Origin of the sequence: Nocardiopsis sp. EMB25 (genome assembly GCF_026797795.1) — a bacterium.
Taxonomy (GTDB): domain Bacteria; phylum Actinomycetota; class Actinomycetes; order Streptosporangiales; family Streptosporangiaceae; genus Nocardiopsis; species Nocardiopsis lucentensis.
Window position 1 is genome coordinate 3,321,641 of record NZ_JAMTDN010000001.1, and the last position, 18,941, is coordinate 3,340,581.

At 70.7% G+C, this 18,941-nt stretch carries 17 protein-coding genes; 5 read left to right on the top strand and 12 right to left on the bottom strand.

The annotated features are described in order from the left end of the window. The first annotated feature begins 156 nt into the window (after positions 1 to 156). A complete protein-coding gene (locus KIK06_RS14375) occupies positions 157 to 1,047 on the top strand; it encodes a PaaX family transcriptional regulator (protein WP_442789772.1) in 891 nt (296 codons plus the stop codon). Here the strand turns inward: KIK06_RS14375 and KIK06_RS14380 are convergent. The 5 genes from KIK06_RS14380 to KIK06_RS14400 form a co-directional block, all read right to left on the bottom strand. Next, on the bottom strand, positions 1,037 to 1,474 hold the full coding sequence (locus tag KIK06_RS14380) for a RidA family protein (RefSeq protein ID WP_017597810.1): 438 nt from the start codon (positions 1,472 to 1,474) through the stop codon (positions 1,037 to 1,039). The two genes, KIK06_RS14375 and KIK06_RS14380, sit on opposite strands and share 11 nt — an antisense overlap. Next, positions 1,474 to 2,301 (bottom strand): enoyl-CoA hydratase family protein, encoded by an 828-nt coding sequence (locus KIK06_RS14385; RefSeq protein ID WP_268643515.1) that lies wholly within the window; start codon positions 2,299 to 2,301, stop codon positions 1,474 to 1,476. Before KIK06_RS14385 ends, KIK06_RS14380 begins: the two co-directional genes overlap by 1 nt. Beyond that, entirely contained in the window at positions 2,298 to 3,062 is a 765-nt protein-coding gene (locus tag KIK06_RS14390; protein ID WP_268643516.1) for an SDR family NAD(P)-dependent oxidoreductase, read from the bottom strand. The genes KIK06_RS14385 and KIK06_RS14390 overlap by 4 nt, the downstream gene beginning before the upstream one ends. A 152-nt stretch (positions 3,063 to 3,214) precedes the next feature. Then, positions 3,215 to 4,186, bottom strand: coding sequence for a hypothetical protein (locus KIK06_RS14395; RefSeq protein WP_017597807.1), 972 nt, complete (start codon positions 4,184 to 4,186; stop codon positions 3,215 to 3,217). Between the two features lie 290 nt (positions 4,187 to 4,476). Further along, positions 4,477 to 5,751: a glutamate-5-semialdehyde dehydrogenase gene (locus tag KIK06_RS14400; protein ID WP_268643517.1), complete on the bottom strand. Its 1,275-nt coding sequence runs from the start codon at positions 5,749 to 5,751 to the stop codon at positions 4,477 to 4,479. A 605-nt stretch (positions 5,752 to 6,356) separates the two neighbouring features. On the opposite strand from KIK06_RS14400, the gene KIK06_RS14405 reads away from it, so the two are divergent. From KIK06_RS14405 to KIK06_RS14415, 3 genes are all read left to right on the top strand, one after another. Continuing rightward, positions 6,357 to 7,565, top strand: a complete 1,209-nt coding sequence (locus tag KIK06_RS14405; RefSeq protein WP_268643519.1) for an AMP-dependent synthetase — start codon at positions 6,357 to 6,359, stop codon at positions 7,563 to 7,565. Positions 7,566 to 7,657: 92 nt separating this feature from the next. Beyond that, positions 7,658 to 8,623 (top strand): aldo/keto reductase, encoded by a 966-nt coding sequence (locus tag KIK06_RS14410; protein ID WP_268643521.1) that lies wholly within the window; start codon positions 7,658 to 7,660, stop codon positions 8,621 to 8,623. A 115-nt stretch (positions 8,624 to 8,738) separates the two neighbouring features. Continuing rightward, positions 8,739 to 9,203 (top strand): MarR family winged helix-turn-helix transcriptional regulator, encoded by a 465-nt coding sequence (locus tag KIK06_RS14415; protein WP_268643522.1) that lies wholly within the window; start codon positions 8,739 to 8,741, stop codon positions 9,201 to 9,203. Between the two features lie 65 nt (positions 9,204 to 9,268). Here KIK06_RS14415 and KIK06_RS14420 read toward each other — a convergent pair whose 3' ends face one another. The 7 genes from KIK06_RS14420 to KIK06_RS14450 form a co-directional block, all read right to left on the bottom strand. Further along, positions 9,269 to 9,502, bottom strand: a complete 234-nt coding sequence (locus KIK06_RS14420; RefSeq protein WP_017597802.1) for a hypothetical protein — start codon at positions 9,500 to 9,502, stop codon at positions 9,269 to 9,271. A gap of 125 nt (positions 9,503 to 9,627) precedes the next feature. Beyond that, positions 9,628 to 11,187: an acyl-CoA carboxylase subunit beta gene (locus tag KIK06_RS14425; RefSeq protein ID WP_268643523.1), complete on the bottom strand. Its 1,560-nt coding sequence runs from the start codon at positions 11,185 to 11,187 to the stop codon at positions 9,628 to 9,630. Continuing rightward, a complete protein-coding gene (locus tag KIK06_RS14430) occupies positions 11,187 to 12,242 on the bottom strand; it encodes a 3-oxoacyl-ACP synthase III family protein (RefSeq protein ID WP_268643524.1) in 1,056 nt (351 codons plus the stop codon). The genes KIK06_RS14425 and KIK06_RS14430 overlap by 1 nt, the downstream gene beginning before the upstream one ends. Before the next feature lie 141 nt (positions 12,243 to 12,383). Beyond that, entirely contained in the window at positions 12,384 to 13,112 is a 729-nt protein-coding gene (locus KIK06_RS14435; protein WP_268643526.1) for an HAD family hydrolase, read from the bottom strand. Between the two features lie 48 nt (positions 13,113 to 13,160). After that, on the bottom strand, positions 13,161 to 14,246 hold the full coding sequence (locus KIK06_RS14440; RefSeq protein ID WP_268643528.1) for a ScbA/BarX family gamma-butyrolactone biosynthesis protein: 1,086 nt from the start codon (positions 14,244 to 14,246) through the stop codon (positions 13,161 to 13,163). Between the two features lie 261 nt (positions 14,247 to 14,507). After that, complete coding sequence (locus KIK06_RS14445; protein ID WP_017597797.1) at positions 14,508 to 15,569, bottom strand: aldo/keto reductase; 1,062 nt, start codon at positions 15,567 to 15,569, stop codon at positions 14,508 to 14,510. A 61-nt stretch (positions 15,570 to 15,630) separates the two neighbouring features. After that, positions 15,631 to 17,172, bottom strand: a complete 1,542-nt coding sequence (locus KIK06_RS14450; protein ID WP_268643529.1) for an MFS transporter — start codon at positions 17,170 to 17,172, stop codon at positions 15,631 to 15,633. A 147-nt stretch (positions 17,173 to 17,319) separates the two neighbouring features. Here KIK06_RS14450 and KIK06_RS14455 point away from each other — a divergent pair, with 147 nt between their 5' ends. After that, entirely contained in the window at positions 17,320 to 18,939 is a 1,620-nt protein-coding gene (locus KIK06_RS14455; RefSeq protein ID WP_268643530.1) for an FAD-dependent monooxygenase, read from the top strand. Positions 18,940 to 18,941 lie beyond the last annotated feature (2 nt).

Sequence of the window (18,941 nt, forward strand, 5' to 3'; positions counted from 1 at the left end):
GGGCGACCTCGACTCGGATAGTGATCCATCCCACGTTCCGAATGTACAGGACTGACGACGACCGTCAAGAGATCGATATGAAGTTCTCTGCCGACCCCGCCCTTGCCTCGGCGTGAGAACGGGTGATGGGAGGACTCACGAAAGAGGCACTATCGTGTGGACGTGACGGAGAGCAGTGAACAGACACACGTGTCCCCCGAAGGCGGAGACGGCGACGGACGGGTCAGCCGACGGCCGCGCTCGCTCATCGTGTCGTTCTTCGGCACCTACGCCCGCGACCTCGGCGGATGGATCGGTGTGGCCGACCTCATCGCGCTCATGGCCGGCCCCGGCGTCGACGCGCCCTCCGTGCGCTCGGCGGTCTCCCGACTCAAACGGCGCGGCCTGCTCGTCTCCGAGCGGATCGGCGGAGTGGCCGGCTACCGCCTGTCCGAGGAGGGGCATCGGGTCCTGGCCGAGGGCGACCAGCGCATCTTCGGGCACCGGGTCGCCCGGACCGACGACGGTTGGGTGCTCGTGGTCTTCTCCGTCCCCGAGTCCGAACGCGACCGCCGCCACGCCCTGCGTACCGCGCTCACCCGACTCGGTTTCGGGACCACCGCCGCCGGGGTGTGGATCGCCCCGGCGCACCTGACCGACCAGGCCCGCCGTGTCCTTCGCGGTCTCGGTCTGGAGGGGTACGTGGATCTCTTCCACGCCGACCACCTCGGTTTCGGCGATCCGGCCGAGGCCGTGGCACGCTGGTGGGACCTGCCCGCGCTCCAGGAGATGTACCGGCGCTTCCTGACCGAGCACGAACCCGTGCTGGAGGCGTGGCGGCGACGCGGCGGCCGCGCGGGGACACCCGAACCGGGCCCGGCGGCGTTCGCCGACCACCTGCGCGCGGTGGACGCCTGGCGGCGGATGCCCTACCTCGACCCCGGGCTGCCGCCGGAGCTGCTGCCGGACCCGTGGGCGGGCAGCAGGGCGGCGCGGGTCTTCTTCGACCTGCACACCCTGCTGCGCGCCCCGGCTCTGGAGCACGTCCGCGCCACCGTCAGGGGGTAGCGGGCTCGGGGACGACCCCGACGCCGACCAACTCCACCAGGGCGTCGGGGTCGAACAGCCCGGTCACGCCGAACAGGGCCATCGCCGGGTAGTGGCGGCCCAGACGGCCCCGGTAGGCGCGGCCGATCTCCCGGGCGGCGGCGCGGTAACCCGCCACGTCCGTGGTGTAGACGGTCAGGTTGACCAGGTGCTCGGGGGAACCACCCGCGGCGCCCAGCGCGGTCAGGACGTTGGCCAGGGCGAGGTCGAACTGGGCGACCAGCCCCTCGGCGGCCACCCTCGCGTCGGGGCCGGTGGCGATCTGCCCGGCCAGGTACACGGTCCGGCCCCGTGCGGGGACCACGGCGTGGGCGAAACCGGAGCCCGCTCCCAGCTCAGGCGGATCGACCAGGGCGTGGGGTGTCGGAGGAATGCGTGCGTCCGCCATCAGCGGCCCTTCCACTCGGGTGCGCGCCGACCGGTGAACGCCGCGTGGAACTCGGCGTAGTCGGCGCTCTTCATCAGCAGCGCCTGGGTCATCGCCTCCAGCTCGACCGAACCCGACAGGTTCATGTCCAGTTCGCGCGAGAGCAGCGCCTTGGTCTGCGCGTGGGCGAACGCCGGACCCTCCGCCAGCCGGGCGGCCAGCGCCGACACCGCGGTGTCCAGCGCGCCGTCGTCCACGAGCTCGCTGACCAGTCCGCAGCGGTCCGCCTCCTCCGCGCCGACGGTGTCGCCGAGCATGAGGAGTTTGGTGGCGTGACCGAGGCCGACGACGCGCGGCAGCAGGTAGGCGGCGCCCATGTCCGCCCCGGCCAGGCCGACCTTGGTGAACAGGAACGCGAACCGGGCCGACCGCGTCACCACCCGGAAGTCGGCGGCCAACGCCAGTACCGACCCGGCGCCCGCGGCCGTGCCGTGGACGGCGGCGATGATCGGCACCGGACACTCCCGCATCGCCTTGACCACCTCACCCGTCATCCGGGTGAAGGCGAGCAGGTCGTCGGGGTCCATCGCCAGGGTGCGCCCGATGATCTCGTGGACGTCCCCTCCCGAGCAGAAACCCCGGCCCCTGCCGCGCAGCACGAGGGCCCGGGTGTCGCCCCGGTGGGGCAGTTCGGTCAGGAGGTCGCGCAGGTCGGCGTAGGCCTCGAAGGTGAGGGCGTTGAGCCGGTCGGGGCGGTCCAGGGTCACGGTGGTGACCCCGTCGGCGTGGTGGACGTCGAAGTGGTTCCAGTCCTCGGTCAGGGGGGCGGACGCGCGGAACGGGCTCACGTGTGGGTTCCTCCTCCGTCGATGGTCAGGGACTGGCCGTTGACCGCGCGCGCCAGGGGGCTGGCGAAGTAGGACACGGCGGCGGCCACCTCCTCGGGTTCCAGGAGTCGGCCGAGGGGTGAGGCCGAGGCCAGGGCGGCCTCGGCGTGGTCCCGGTCGCGGCCGGTCCGCTCGACGATCCGCGCCACCGAGCGGTCGGTCAGGGGACCGCGGACGAACGTGGGGCACACCGCGTTGCTGGTGACCCCGGTCCCGGCCACCTCGGCGGCCACGGCACGGGCCAGCCCGATCATGGCGTGCTTGGAGGCGGTGTAGGCGGTCGTGTAGCGGGTGCCCACCAGGGCCGCGGTGGAGGCGACGAAGACGATGCGGCCGTGGTCGCGTTCGAGCATGCCCGGCAGGAGGGCGCGGGTCATGAGGAAGGCCGAGGTGGCGTTGGTCCGCAGGTGGCTCTCCCACAGGTCGAGCCCGGTGCCGCGCAACGGCGCGGTCGCGGCCGTCCCCGCGTTGTTGACCAGGACGTCGACGGGGCCGAGGGCTCCGGCGGTCGTGGCGACGGCGGCCTCGTCGGTCACGTCGCAGACCCGTGCGGTGACGTCGAGTCCGTGTGCGTGGCTCTCTCGCTCCAGTGCCGCGAGCCGACCGGAGTCCCGGCCGAGGGCGACCACCCGGTATCCCTCCGCGGCGAGCGCGCACACGACCGCTCGTCCGATACCGCCCGATCCACCGGTGACCACGACACGCCGCACGGAGTCAGCCATGGGTGGACTGTATCACCCAACTTTGACCGTCGTCATTAGGACGACATACCGCGATAGCGCACACAACGCCCCGAACCACCCCGCACACGCGACGCGGCGCCGACGGGAGAACCGTCGGCGCCGCCGGGAGCGCACCCCGGGGGCACAGCCTCCTAGAAGGCGGGACCCGCGGCCATGGCCTCGTCGATCGTCTCGGTACGGGCCTCCTCGACCTGCTCGACCAGGCCCTCCTCGTGGGCCTCGAACTCCTCCGTCACGGCGGCGGCGAAGGAGCGCAGCGCGACCTCCTCGGTCAGGATGTCGCCGCGAACGCGGTTGTTGTCGCCGACCTGGGCGACGGGCTGGTTGTCGGACGTGGACAGGTCACCGCCGACGATGTTGTTGTCCACGTACACGCCGCCGGTCACACCGGTGACGGTGAGGTCCCCGTCGACGTAGTTGAGCGACTCGCAAAAGCCCTCCTGCTCACCCGCGCCGACCGCAACCGGGCCGCCACCGCCGGAGTAGGTGGCCGCGCCCAGCACCTCGCTGTCGCACAGGATGCCGCCGCCGGCGGAACCGGTGACGGACAGGTCGCCGCGGACGGCGGTGTCGTACACGTCGACGTACTCGGTGCCGTCGGCGCTGACGTCGCCGCCGATGCGGGAACCGCTGACGTAGACCTCACCCACCTCGGAGTCGAGGCCCTCGACCGAGGAGTCCACGACGAAGACGAAGCCGTCGGTGCTGCCGCCCTCGGCGGGAACCGCGCTCACCCCGGCGCCACTGGTGCTCTCCTCCAGGTGGGTACCGAAGGAGCCGTTGTTGACGACGCTGTCACCCAGGGTGGTGCTGGAGGCGTCGAAGTAGCCGTTGCCCTGGACGGTCACCTCTCCCTCGATCTCACCGCCGATGATGTGCAGGTTGGCGTCCGCGCGAACGGTGACGTCGCCCTGGATGACCGTGCCGTCCAGGTAGCAGCTCTCCCCCTCGGGGACCGCGAGGTCGGTCGGGAGGGTGACCGCACCGCCGTGACCCGAGCACAGGGTGACGAGGTCAGCCTGCGCGGGGGTGGCGACGAGCGCGACCCCGCCGACGGCGAGGGAGGCGGTGGCGAGCGCCGCAGCCTTACTCGGAAGCTTCATTCGGGGGTGTTCCTTTCATCGTGACCATGGGGGCGGCGTTCCGAAGGGCGGAGCGCCGGGACACACGCAGGAACGTACCGATACCTAGGCGATTTGGGAATACTTCTGAGGCGAATAATCTCGTTTGTCTAGGTTTCGACCGGGGAAACTGCACATGCATCAAGCATTCGCGGGACCCTCCTGTGGCATATGAGACACATGGTGTGTTTGTGTAGTTTGGCGTTCCCTGATACACGGCGGGGGTCGCCGGGCATGCCCGGCGACCCCCGCGTGGAAAGATCCTATGACTCCTACTTCAGGTGTCCGTCGCCCGTCACAACGTACTTGGTCGACGTCATCTCCGTGAGCCCCATCGGCCCCCTGGCGTGCAGTTTCTGGGTGGAGATACCGATCTCCGCGCCGAATCCGAACTCACCGCCGTCGGTGAAACGGGTGGAGGCGTTCACCATGACCGCGGCCGAGTCGACCCGGGACACGAAATACCGGGACGCGGAGAGCGAGTCGGTGACGATGGCCTCCGTGTGCCGGGTGGAGTACCGCCGAATGTGGGCCAGGGCGTCGTCGATGGTGGGCACCACGCGTACGGCCAGGTCCATGGACAGGTACTCGGTGGCCCAGTCCTCCTCGGTTGCCTCGACCACCGTCGCCGAACCGCCCGCGGCCCGGGACACGGCCAACACGCGGGCGTCGCCGTGCACCGTGACGCCGGCCTCGGCGAGGGAGTCCAGCACCCGGGGCAGGAACGTGTCCGCGACCGCTTCGTGCACGAGCAGCGTCTCGGCCGCGTTGCACACCGAACAGCGCTGCGCCTTGGCGTTGGTGGCGATCGCGACCGCCTTGTCGAGGTCGGCGTCCTCGTCCACGTACACGTGGCACAGGCCCTCCCCCGTCTCGATCACCGGGACCGTGGAGTCGCGCACGACCGCCTGGATCAGCGAGTTGCCCCCGCGCGGGATGAGGACGTCGACCAGTCCCCGCGCCCGCATGAGCGCGGTGGAGGACTCGCGGGTGCGACCAGGCACCATCTGCACGGCGTCGACCGGGACACCGGTCCCCTCCAGCGCCTCGCGCATGATCGAGACGAGGGCGGCGTTGGAGGAGTAGGCGGAGGAGGAACCGCGCAACAGGGCGGCGTTTCCGCTCTTGAGGCACAGCGCGGCGGCGTCGACCGTGACGTTGGGCCGCCCCTCGTAGATGATGCCGATGACACCGAGCGGCACCCGAATCTGACGCAGGTCCAGGCCGTTCGGCAGCACACCGCCACGCACCGACTCCCCGACCGGGTCGGGCAGCTCGACGATCTGGCGCACGGCGTCGGCGACGGCCTCGATCCGCTGGGGGGTCAGGGTGAGGCGATCGACGAAGGCCGGCGTGGTCCCCTCGCTCCGCGCACGCTCCACGTCCTCGGCGTTGGCGGCGGTGATCTCGTCGCTCCTCTTGACGAGGGCGTCGGCGACGGCGAGGAGGGCGGCGTCCTTCACGGCCCGGCTGAGCGGGGCGAGGTCGACCGCCGCGTCCCCGGCACGTTCGGCCACCGCGTGGACCTCGCGCTCGATGTCACTCATGGGTGCTCTCTCTTGTGGTCGGGAGGCGCCCCCGCGCGCCGGCGGCACGGCATGCCGCGCACGGCGTCGCACCAGGGCGTCGGTTTCCAGGGTATATGCCGCCGGTCACCCCCGCCCGGCACCCCGCACGTGCGCCGAGGCCGCTTCCTGGCCCGTGGCCAGTTCAACCCCGAAGTGACCTCCAGGACACATTCCATTTCCTTCTGGTTACCCCATGGTATTGAAAGCCCATGTGACCAACCTCACAACCTTGAAAATGATCTTGAACCCTTCCGGGCACCGCCCCCGACAAGAACTGATAACCATACGCATTCACCCGATCACAAATAAAGAGACTTTACCCTGGCCGGTTGTCGTAGGAACCTGCTTTACTGTTCGAGTGACACCGACCCCAACCCTGTCGGCCACCGAAGGGAACTTCCGGGAGTGTTCCCGGCAGTTCTAGTTCATTAACCGCACCGCAACCACTCCGGTCGGCCGCTTACGGCCACCTGAGAATAACTAGGAATGCGAGTACGAGAATGACAATAACTTCCGGGGCAGAGGAATCACATGACGAGGCCCGGTCTCTGTCCCATGCCCTGGCCCGCCTCTCCAGAATCCCGGTGGTCCGCGACAAGTACAGCGACTACGCCAGCCGGAGCCGTCCACCCCGCCTGACGGAACTGCCCACGCTGACCCGGGACGAACTGGGCGAGGCCACCGACGCCCTGATGAGGGACGCCCCGACCGCCCTGAACCGTGCCTCGCTGCACATCATGGGCGGGACGACCTCGACGATGCGCATGGGGGCGCTGCCGGCCGACCTGTACCTCGACGAGATCGCCCCGTACGTGAACCCGTTCGAGCCCGGCGACCTCCTCGCCAGCCTGACCACGCCCTTCCACATGCGGGCCTCGCACGACCTGCACACCGCCCTGGCCACCCGGGCGGGGGTGCCGACCCTGTCGATGGACGCGCCGACCGACACGATGATCGGCCCCTACCTCGACCTGTTCGAACAGCGGGGCGTGACCGCGCTGGCCACCACGCTCGACACCATCCGCCGCCTGCTCCGGTTCTGCGCCGCGGAGGGACGCGGCCTGGACTTCCTGAGCAAGGTGGTCTGGAGCGGCCCGGCGCTGGATTCCGACACCCGCGCGCTGATTCGGTCCCAGTTCCCCCACCTGCGCACCTGGGCGCTCTTCGGGTCGGCGGAGACCTGGATCATAGGGCACAGCGGCCCCACGTGCTCCGACGACACCCTCCATCTGCTCCCGCACCAGTACACGGAGATCGACGACGGCCGGATGCTCGTGACGGTGACGCACGAGAAGGCGGTGATCCCCCTGCTCAGGTACGACACCGGGATCTCGGCGGAGTGGACGCGCTGCGGGTGCGGCCTGCCCGGCCAGGCGATCCGAACGCACAACCGCATCGACGCGCCCCTGGGACGGCTGACCCGGCTGGTCTCCCCGCTCGAGCTGGTGACGCTCGCGCGTCAGCTGGACTCGGTGGACCAGGCCCAGGTCGTGGTGGTGGACCCGCACACCGAGGACGAGCGGCTGCACCTGCGGGTCCGGCTGGTGCCGGGGGTCGAGCCCGACCTGTACACCAGCGAGTGGATCCGGCACCACGTGGTCTCCGGCTGCCTGGCCCTGTCCTCGATCACGGACGGAGCGCCCGAGGTGTTCGAGGTCGTTCCGGCTCCCCGTCTCCTGTTCACGTGCCTGGGCGACGGCGCTCCCGCGGTGGTCCTCCGCCAAGGACAGAGATATGTAGTTCCATCGACACCTGCGATTAATAAGAATACTTATGATAGATTGATTACGTAGATTCAGGAGGGGCGAGCGCCGCCCGTCGCCCCCCCACAGGCGGCGAGCCACTCCTGGGTCGTGCCGATCGATCCCGACCACAGGAGTGCGCAATGCGGACCGTCCCGCTGACCGCCAACGGCCCCACCGTGTCCGCCCAGGGACTCGGGTGCATGGGGATGAGTGAGTTCTACGGCCCCGGCGACGACACGGAGTCCATCGCGACCCTCCATCACGCCCTCGACCTCGGTGTCACGTTCCTGGACACGGCCGACATGTACGGCCACGGAGCCAACGAGGAACTCGTCGGCAAGGTCGTTCGCGAGCGGCGCGACGAGGTCGTCCTCGCCACCAAGTTCGCGATCGTCCGCGACCGGGACACCGGAGAGCGCACGATCCGGGGCGACGCCGAGTACGTACGGTCCGCCTGTGACGCGAGTCTGCGCCGTCTGGGGCTGGACACGATCGACCTCTACTACATGCACCGCCGTGACCCCGGTGTGCCCGTCGAGGAGACCGTGGGGGCGATGGCGGAGCTGGTGGCCGCGGGCAAGGTCCGCCACCTGGGACTCTCCGAGGTGAGCGCCGAGGAGATCCGTCAGGCCCAGGCCGTCCACCCGATCGCCGCCGTCCAGACCGAGTACTCGCTGTGGACCCGGCACGTGGAGGACGAGGGGATCCTGGCGGCCTGCCGGGACCTGGGCATCGGCTTCGTCCCCTACTCCCCCCTCGGGCGCGGCTTCCTCACCGGGAAGTTCACCTCCACGGAGGGGCTGGCCGAGAACGACTTCCGCCGGGGACAGCCGCGGTTCTCCGAGGAGAACTCCACCCGGAACCGGGAGCTGCTCGCCGTCGTGGAGCGGATCGCCGAGGCGCACGGCGCGACCCCCGGCCAGGTGGCCCTCGCCTGGGTGCACGCCCAGGCCTCGACGTGGGGTCTGCCGGTCGTGCCGATCCCGGGCACCAAGCGACGCGGCCGCCTGGACGAGAACGTGCGGGGCGCCGAGCTGTCCCTCACCCGGGAGGACCTGGACGCGCTCGACCCCATCGCCGCCGCGGTCGCGGGCGAGCGGTACTGAAAGCCCTCCCTCCGGGGCAGGTGTGCACACGCCTGCCCCGGGTATCGCCTTGGTGCCGGTTCCCGGAGGGACCGACGAGCACGGAGGGACAACTGCCCTGATATACGATTCGCAGATGACCCAGCTTCCCATGGACCAGCGGATCGGTCATCACCTGAAGCGCGCCGAGCAGGAGCTGATCGCGGCCAAGCACGCGGTGCTGCGTCAGTTCAACCTGTCCGTCCCGCAGTACACGGTACTTCTCGTGCTGTCGGAGGAACCCGGCCTGTCCGGCGCGATCCTCGCCCGGCGGTGCCTGGTGACCCCGCAGACGATGTCGTCCGTCCTCGCAACGCTCAGTCGGCGGGAGCTCATCGAGCGCAAACCGCACCCGCTGCACTCACACATCCTGGAGACCCGGCTGTCCGAGAGCGGTCACGCCCTGCTCAAGCAGGCGGACGAGGCGGCGGTCCGGGTCGAGACACGACTGAGCCAGGCCTTCACCAAGGCCGAGGAGGAGGAGTTCATCCGCTTCCTGGCCCGGTGCGCCGAGGCCTCCGCCGAGGCCCGCACCGAACTGGTGGACCTGAACGAGGCGTGACCCCGCGCCCCCGGGGTTCACAAAGCACCGTGTGCCGCGAACCCCGGCGAACGGCCCCGGAGGTGTCAGCCCCAGGAAAGCTCCGGCCCGGACTGCCAGGACCCGGCGGGCCGCGCTGGCCGCGGCGCCGGTCGGTGGCCCGCGCCGCCGGACCGCCGCCTCTGCTCCGCCCGGATGGTGGTCCGCAGCGCCTCGGTGAGCGCCCGCACCTCGTCCGGCGTCGGCCGCCCCCTCAGGATGTCCAGGATCAGGATGTTCTCGGCCACGAGGGCCTCCTCTGCCTGCGTCGTCTCACTCATACGGGTTCCCCTTCGAAAGGCCGTGGCCGGGCCGCCGTCGGCTGACCGCGGTGTCGGTGTGAGGGGGACGGGAAGGCGGGGTGTCCGCCGCGCCCCCGGACGGTGGGGACGCGGCGGACACCCGGTCACATCGGCGGATTGCCGTGTTTGCGGCTGGGGCCCTCCGCGTGCTTGGCGCTGAGCGCCTCCAGCGACCCGGCCAGGACCTGCCGGGTCCGGGCCGGGTCGATCACGTCGTCGACCAGTCCGCGCTCGGCGGCGTAGAAGGGGTGCATGAGCTCCTCCTCGTACTGGCGGATCCGCTCCGCGCGGGTCGCCTCCGGATCGTCGGAGGCCGCGATCTCACGGCGGAAGACGACGTCGGCGGCGCCCTGGGCGCCCATGACCGCGATCTCGTTCGTGGGCCAGGCGTAGGACAGGTCAGCGCCGATGGACAGCGAGTCCATGACGATGTAGGCGCCGCCGTAGGCCTTGCGCAGGATCACCTGGATCCGGGGCACGGTCGCGTCGCAGTACGCGTACAGCAGCTTCGCCCCGTGCCGGATGATCCCCTCGTGTTCCTGCTCCCTTCCGGGCAGGAAGCCCGGCACGTCGACGAAGGTCACGAGCGGGATGTTGAAGGCGTCGCACATCTGAACGAAACGGGCGCCCTTCTCGGAGGCGTCGATGTCCATCGCCCCGGCCAGGACCGAGGGCTGGTTGGCGACCACGCCCACGAGCCGGCCCCCGATGTGGGCGAGCCCGACCACGATGTTGGGCGCCCACCGCTCGTGGGTCTCGAAGAAGTCGCCGTCGTCGACGACCTCCCGGACCACGTCCCGCACGTCGTAGGACCGCCGGGTGTCGGCGGGCACGATGTCCACCAGCCCCTCCGAGACCCGGTCGACGGGGTCCTCGCTGTAGTAGGACGGGGCCACCTGCCGGTTGTTGGCGGGCAGCAGCGACAGCAGGAACCGCACATCGGCCAGGCACGACTCCTCGTCGTCGTAGACCATGCCCGCCGCGCCCGAGCGCAGGGCGTGCACGTCGGCCCCGCCCAAGCCGTCCGCGGTGATCTCCTCCCCGGTGACGGCCTGCACGACGTCGGGACCGGTGATGAACATCTGCGAGGTTCCGCGCACCATGAACACGAAGTCGGTGAGCGCGGGCGAGTAGACCGCCCCGCCGGCACACGGGCCGAGCATGACACTGATCTGCGGAACCACCCCCGAGGACCGGACGTTGCGCTGGAAGATCCCGCCGTACCCGGCGAGCGCGACCACGCCCTCCTGGATGCGGGCGCCCGCGCCGTCGTTGAGACCGACGATCGGGCACCCGGCCTTGAGCGCCATGTCCTGGATCTTGTGGATCTTCTGCGCGTGGGCCTCGCCGAGCGCTCCGCCGAACAGCCGGAAGTCGTGCGCGAACACGAACACCTGCCGGTCGTGCACACGCCCCCAACCAGTGACGACCCCGTCGGTGTGGGGGCGTCTGTCCGCCAACCCGAACCCGGTGGCCCGGTGCCGGCGCAGCGGCTCGACCTCGACGAAGGTGCCCTTGTCGAAGAGCAGGTCGATCCGTTCCCGGACGGTGAGCTTGCCCTTGTCGTGCTGGCGTCGGGTGGCGGCCTCGTCGCCCTCCCGGACCCGCTCGTGGAGCCGGGCCAGTTCCGTGACGCGCCGACGCGCGTCGCTGGAGGCGGACATCACACGGACGCGGAGGCCGGGGCCGCCGCGCCCAGGGGGACGGCCTGATGGACGGGGGCCGGGGTCAGGGGGATCGGGCTCCACCGTACGAGGGCGAGACCCACGCTCATCCCTCCGCCGAACCCGGCGAGCAGGACGAGGTCGTCCTCCTGGAGCACCCCTGACCGGTGGACCGTGTCCAGGGCCACGGGGATCGACCCCGCCCCGGTGTTGCCCTGCGTGTCGACGGTGAGGTGCATGTGGGCGTAGTCGAGGCCGAGCGAGGGCCAGATGTCGGAGAGCATGGCTCCGTTCGCCTGGTGGGGGACGAAGTGGCGAACCTCGTCGCTGGCCACCCCCAGGCTCTCGAGTGTCCGGTGGATGGTCTCGGGCAGACGCCGGACGACGTAGTCGCGTACGCCCCGCCCCTCCATCTTGAAGAAGTGCTCTCCCCCGCCCAGGGTCGCCGCGGAGGCGGGCATCCGCGAGCCTCCCGCGGGAACCCGGATCAGGTCGTGGTGGTCGCCGTCGGTGCTCAGCTGGGCGCCCAGGACGCCGTCGCGGTCGTAGGCGGGCCCCAGGACGACGGCTCCCGCGCCGTCGCCGAACAGGGGGGCGGTCTTCCGGTCGCCGTAGTCGAGGATGCGGGAGTAGATGTCGCCCCCGATGACCAGCGCGTAGGCCTCGGCGTGGGGACGCAGCAGGTGCTCGGCCACAGAGAGGGCGTAGACGAACCCGCTGCACACGGAGTTCACGTCGAAGGCGGCGGCGCGGTGGGCGCCGAGCAGGTGCTGGGTGATGCTGGCCGTCGCCGGTTGGGGGTGGTCGGGGGTGGACGTGGCGACGATGATGTAGGCGAGCCGTTCGGCGGGGACGCCCGCCTGGGCCAGCGCCCGGCGGCCCGCCTCGGCCGCGAGGTCGGAGGTGGCCTGGTCCGGCGCGGCGCGTCTGCGCTCCCGGATCCCCGTCTTACGGCGGATCCACTCATCGTCCACACCGGCCGTGCTCGCGATCAGATCGTTGCCGACCACTTCGGCCGGAAGATAGGAGCCCGTACCGAGGATGGCGATCGTCATCGTGCTGTCTCCTTCTTGCTGGGCTGTGGATGACGCTCCTGGCCGGGCCGTCCCGAGCCCGGCCAGGGCGGTCGCCTCGCCCTGTCGGGGAGCGGTCGGCCAAAGCCGCGGATTCCCTCCCGACGGGACGGCGCGCTCCGCCTACACGGCGGCTCTGTCGGTCGGCGAGGGGGCGACGGTGAGTCTGATGCGCTCCCACCCGTGCGCGTCGGCGTGCGCGCCGAGTACGGGGTCATGGCCGACGGCGACCGGGTGCCCCACAGCCGACAGCAGCGGCAGGTCGCTGGAGTGGTCGCCGTAGGCGGTGCAGTCGGCGGGGCGGACCCCGCGTACGGCGGCGGCCGCCCGGGCCGCCGTCCCCTTGGTGGCGCCGATCATCGGCACCAGGACCTCACCGGTGAGCTGGGATCCGCGCAGGGCGGGTCGGGTGCCGAGGGCCCAGTGCGCCCCGACGGTCTCGCGGATCGGCTCCAGGCAGGCGAAGAAGGACCCCGACAGCAGGACGACCAGATCGCCCGCGGCACGGTGTCGGCGCAGTCGCTCCACCACCGGGTAGTGCCAGAAACCCGGTTCGAGGGACCTGGCGGCGAACCACTCCCGGCCCATCGCCCGCAGGCGGTGGGCGGACTCGCCCCTCATCAGCCGGTAGTAGCGGCGGTTGACGTCCTGGCGGGGCGCCCCCTGCGCCGCCGCCTCACGCAGCTCGGCCACGACCCGTTCGTAGGCGCCGGGCGGGCGGGCGCTGTTGTGGAAGTAGAACTCCAGGAACGAGAACATGCTCTTGGGGGAGATGAGTGTCTCGTCCACGTCGAAGAAGGCGATGCTCGGTGTCCGTGCCCCCGTACCGGGCGCTCCGCCGCTGGCGGCCATGTGCGTCTCTCCTGCCTGTGGAAGTGGCGTTCGTACCGTCGGTCCGGGTCAGGAGGGCAGGCGGACGAGTCCGATGTCCAGCCGGCAGATCGACTCGTCCCGCTGACGGACGTCCACCTCGACGGGGATCGGGCCGGTGGCGGAGTCGGAGGTGGTCGGGTACTCCACCGTCCCGCCCTGGGTGTAGTAGACGTCCGTGCCGGCCTCCTCCGCCGGTACGACCCGGGCGAGGAGGTCGGTGCGGGGCTCCAACTCTCCGAAACTGCTGAAGGACGCGATGATCTCGGCGGGGTAGGTCTTGGCCGGTGAGGCCCCCCTGGTCTCGAGGAGTGCGTTGAGGGCCAGCTGGCGCCCGGCCTCGGCCAGGACCATGCCCGGGAGGTGGTCCTGGGCGTGGTCGAACATGCTCGGGTGCTGCGGCAGTACCCGCAGGGAGGCGGAGGTGACGTCCACGTCCGTGCCGAGTCCGGCCAGCACCACGTTGTCGCTGTTGCCCCGTCCCACCAGGTAGGGGGCGGGGGCCTCTCCGGCGACGGCGAACTCGAAGGTCGCGGTGGAGGGCACCGGGGCGCCCGACCGGTTGCTCAGCCTCAGTTTGCCGTAGCTCTCGGGGGACTTGAAGCGCAGGCCCACGACGGCGCTGCCGACCTCGGCCCCGTCGACGAAGAGGCGGAAGCGGCAGTCGTATCCGACCACGCGCCCCTCCTTGACCCGCTTGTCCTCGACCGAGCAGAGCATCTTGAGCGCGCAGGGCAGGGGCCCCACGACCATCCGGTCCGGCCGGGTGATGCTGACGCCCAGGGTGGTGAGGACGAACTTGTGGTCGAACGGCACCCCGTAGTGGGAGTGGGCGATGGCCAGGCCCACCTGTCGGCACGCTTCGAGCAGCAGCACCGGGTCGTGGAGGCGGGGGCTCAGCAGGTGGTCACCGAAGTAGGCGTGCGACCGGGGGAGCTGGGCCGCCGCCGCGTGGGCGTCGCCGCCCAGGGACTGGGTGTCGGTGACGAAGACCTCCGCGAGGGACTCCCGGTGGACGAAGGCGCGGTCGAGGGTGCGTGCGTAGTCCAGGCTCGGGTCGTCGGCTCGGTCGACCGAGGTGTCGACGTCGAGGAGGCGCTGCGTAGGCATCTGCATGGTGTGTCTCACATTCCTCTTGCTCGTGGACCTGGGAGGCGGGGAGGCCGCTGGGGCGGAGCGGCCTCCCCTGGAGCGTGGAGCAGTGGACGGGGCAGGGTCGTGCGCGGCGTCCCACCGGGGGTTCGCCCCCGGCCGCCGTCGGACGGGCGGTCCGATCCCCGGTACCGCTGAGGGTGCCCGCCCGCCGCGGAGCCGCCCCGGGCGGTGACGGGCGGGGGCGGGCCGAAGCCGAGGCGGCGGGCCCGGAACAGGCACCGACTAGGGGTAGACGTCCCCGGCGACCTTGCGGTCGGCGCCGACGGTGCGGATGTGCCAGTAGGGGTAGGGAGCCGGCGTCTCACTCACCTCGTCGAGCCGGGCCACCTCCTCCTCGGTGAGCGTCCACTCCATCGCCTTGAGGTTGTCCTCCAGCTGGTGCGGCTTGCTCGCGCCGATGACGGCCGAGGTGACGCCGGGCTTGGCCAGCAGCCAGTTCACGGCGGCCTGGGCGATGCTCGCGTCCCGCTTCTCGGCGATCTCCCGAAGCGCGTCGACGATGTCGTGCGCCTGCTCCTCGTCGGTGAGCGGGGCGGACTCGGCCGCGGTGGCGTTCGCCAGGCGGCTGCCCTCGGGGCGCTCACCGCGCTTGTACTTACCGGTGAGGAAACCGCCCGCGAGCGGGCTCCAGGCGGTGATGCCGACCTTCTGGTCCACGGCCAGCGGCACGATCTCCCGCTCCAGGTCGCGAGCGGCCAGGTTGTAGTAGCCCTGGTAGCAGACGAACCGGGACAGGCCGCGCAGCTCGGAGACCGACAGCGCCTTCATCAGATGCCAGGCGGCGAAGTTGGACACACCGATGTAGCGGATCTTGCCCGCCCGGATCAGGTCGTCCAGGGCGCGCAGGGTCTCGTCCAGGGAGGTCCGGGGGTCGAACCCGTGGATGTGGTAGAGGTCGATGTAGTCGGTGTTCAGGCGGCGCAGACTCGCCTCGACGGCGGCGTACAGGTGGTGGCGGGAGGCACCCAGGTCGTTGGGGTCGTCCGTGATGCGCCAGCGGCCCTTGGTCCCGATCACGACCCGGTCGCGGACCTTCTTGAGCGCGGCGCCGAGGAACTCCTCGCCCATGCCGTTCTTGTACACGTCCGCGGTGTCGAAGAAGTTGATCCCGGCGTCCAGAGCCGTGTTGATGAGGGCGAAGACGTCATCGTCGTCGACCGTGCCGAACTCGGCCCAGTCCCTGTCGGGCGCTCCCAGGAACTTGGCGCTCCCTCCGAAATTGAACGAGCCGTAGCACAGCTCGGAGACGGACAGCCCCGTGTCTCCCAGATAGCGGTATCGCATGTGAAGTGTCTCCATTCTTTGGTGTGGTGGACGGATTCGCCCGAAAGGATGGGAAATGGGTCTAGTCGGTCTTGCGGAGTTCTCGTTCCTTGACGATGAGGAACGTCACCACCGCTCCGGCCAGGGCGAGGACCGCCAGTCCGAGGAACGTGGTGTGCATGGCCGAGGTGAGGCTGGCCGAGATCGCCTCCAGCGCGGGTTCGCGCTCGTCGGCGGCCAACTGGGCCAGCCCGGTGTCCAGCCGCCCCTGGGTGGCCTCTCCCGCGAGGGTCCGCTCCTGTTCGGCCGTGGCGAAGGGCAGGTCGAGCGAGCGCAGCGACAGGCTGGTCAGCAGTGACCCCGCCCCCGCGATGGCCACGCTCTCGCCGGTGATGCGCATGGTGTTGAAGATCCCGGAGGCCATACCGGCGCGTTCGACCTCCACCGTGCTGACGGCGGCGTTGTCCATGACCCCGAACGCGCTGCCCACACCGATGCCGAACAGGGCCAGGGGGGCGATGAGGGCGGTCCAGGACTGGCCCGGTTCGAGGACCATCAGCCACAGGGAGCCACCGGCGATCAGCAGTGAGCTGAGGGCGAGCATGACGCGCAGGGGAGCCTTGGCGGCGATCTGTCCGGCCACCAGTGGCAGGAGCAGCACCGGCAGGGTCAGGGGGAGGAGCAGCGCACCCGCCTCCGTCGAGCCGAAACCGCCCACGCCCTGGAAGAAGGGCGGCAGGTAGACGAGCAGGACCACGAATCCGAAGGTGATGGTGAAGGGCTGGCAGACCACCACGACGAAGGTCGGGCGGCGGAAGAGCGCGAGGTCGAACATGGGCCGCCGGACCCGCGACTCCACGACGATGAAGGCCGCGAGGAAGGCGACGAAACCGACGACCGCGCCGATCGTGCTCAGGCTGAGCCACCCAGCCTCGGCACCCTGGACGAACGCCAGTGACAGCAGGAAGAGGCTGGCGCTGAACGTGATGACGCCGCCCCAGTCCACGCTGGTCGCCTCGGGGTCGCGCGACTCCCGGATGGCGCGGACCAGGAGGAGCACGATGACGCCGAGCACGACGTTCATCAGGAAGACCGCGCGCCAGCTCGCGATGTTGACCAGCACGCCCGCGACGAGCGGCCCCAGTGCCAGGCCGAATCCGAAGGAGCTGCCCAGGACCCCGAAGGCGCGTGCCCTGGCCGCGCCCCGGAACCCGTCGGCGAGGACCGCGGCGCCGCTGGTGAGGATTCCCGCGGCCCCGACGCCCTGCACCGCCCTGGCCACGTCGATGACGATGATGTTCGAGGACAGTCCGATGACCGCGGCCATGGCCATGAACACCACGACACCGATGACGAGGATCCTGCGGCGGCCGAACCGGTCGGCCAGACCGCCCGCGGCGAGCATGAACGCCGCGAAGGTGACGTTGTAAGCGTTCTGCACCCACTGGGCCTGCCCGACACTGGCATCCAGTTCGGCCGCGAGCTGGGTGAGTGCCACCGCCGGAGCAGTCACGGCGAGCGGCAGCATCACGCTGGCCAGGGCGACGGCCACGAGCGTGGCGGCCCCCTGCCCCCTGGTCAGGGCGGCCTGAGCCCCCTGTCGTTCCGTTGCGTCGATCGCCATTCCCTTGCCCCTCGATCGATTACTTATGAGCATCTACTCGCGTAGGAGTATAAGGTATCTTACTATCATCGTCAATCTTATGGCGACGGCGGGAGCGAGGAAGCCCCTGACCGGACATCGACACCCGATCGATCGGAGCCCACCGAAATGCCGTTGACCAGTGATGACAGCACCGCAGCCAGTGAGCCCCGCCCTCCGGCCGACCCAGCCGACGTCCTGGTGGTCGGCGCCGGCCCCGTGGGACTGACCGCGGCATGCGAACTCCTGCGACGGGGGGTACGCGTGCGGCTCGTCGACCGGGCGGCCGAGGCGTCCCCCTTCCCCAAGGCCCTCCTGCTCTGGCCGCGCACGCTCGACATGCTGGAGGACCTCGGTTCGCTCGACGCGGCCAGGAAGGCCGGCATCGACATCAACACGTTCCGCTACTACTCCTCGGGCGCGCCGCTGGCCTCGTTCACCTTCCCCGAACACCTGACGCCGCTGTGCCTGCCGCAGAGCGAGACCGAGCGCGTCCTCCACGAACGGCTGCTGGAACTCGGCGGTCGGGTCGAACGCGGTGTGCGGCTGCTCGCCTTCGACGGAATGGACTTCTCCGGGGACGTCACGGCCACCGACGGGGTGACCGCGATCCTGGAGCACGCCGACGGAACCGTGGAGCGCTACCGCGCGCCCTTCGTCATCGGAGCGGACGGCGCGGGCAGCGCCGTGCGGGCGCAGATCGGCACCGGGTTCAGCGGCAGCACCTACGAGTCGGCGTTCGCCCTCGTCGACTGCCGCATCGAGGGCGACCTGCCCACCGACGAGGCCCTCTACTACCAGTCACCGCAGGGCGCGCTGGTCATCGTCGCCCTCCCCGACGGGGTGTTCCGGTTCTTCGCCAGCCTCCCCCCGGGAGAGAAGGTGAGCGTGGCGCTCCTCCAGCGGATCGCGGACGAGCAGGGTCCCGGCGGCGTACGCCTGGTCGACCCCGTGTGGGAGTCGGTCTTCCGCGTCCACCGCAGGCACGCCGACGACTTCCAGAGGGGCCGGGTCTTCCTGGCCGGCGACGCCGCCCACGTGCACAGCCCGGCGGGCGGCCAGGGGCTCAACACCGGCATGCAGGACGCGCAGAACATCGCCTGGAAGCTCGCCGCCGTGATCGGCGGACAGGCCGCCCCCTCCCTGCTCTACACCTATGAACAGGAACGCAAGGACGTGGCCCGGCAGGTGGTGCGCGACACCGACATCCAGACCCGGGGGTGGATGCTCAAGCACCCGCTCCAGACCGGAGCCCGTGACGCGGCGTTCCGCGTCCTGGAGCCGGCCATGGAGCGCCACTACCTCCCGGTGATGGCGGGGTACCGCTTCCGGTACACCCCCACCCGCAGCACGCAGGAACCGGCGTGGCCCTCCTCCTGCCTGCTGTCCCAGCACCGACCGGGGGCCATCCGGGTCGGTCACGCCCTGCCCCGCGCACTCGCCGTCGCCCTGGGCGTCGGCGGCGAGGAGCGGCACGGCGATGACGCCGTCTGCGCTCCCCGGTGGACGCTCGCCGTCACTCCGGGCCGCCCCGGGTTGGCTGAGGACCTGGCGCGAGCCATCGCGAACCGCCCGGAGGTCGCGGTGCGGACGCTGGCCCCGCGGGACGCCACCGAGCACCGGCTCTGCTCAGCCACCGGTTACCACCTGATCCGCCCGGACGGCTACGTCGCCGCGCACGGGCACGGGGACGACCGGGCGCGACTCCGCGCCGAACTCGCGGCCCACCTCGGAGCCGCCCCCCGCTGACC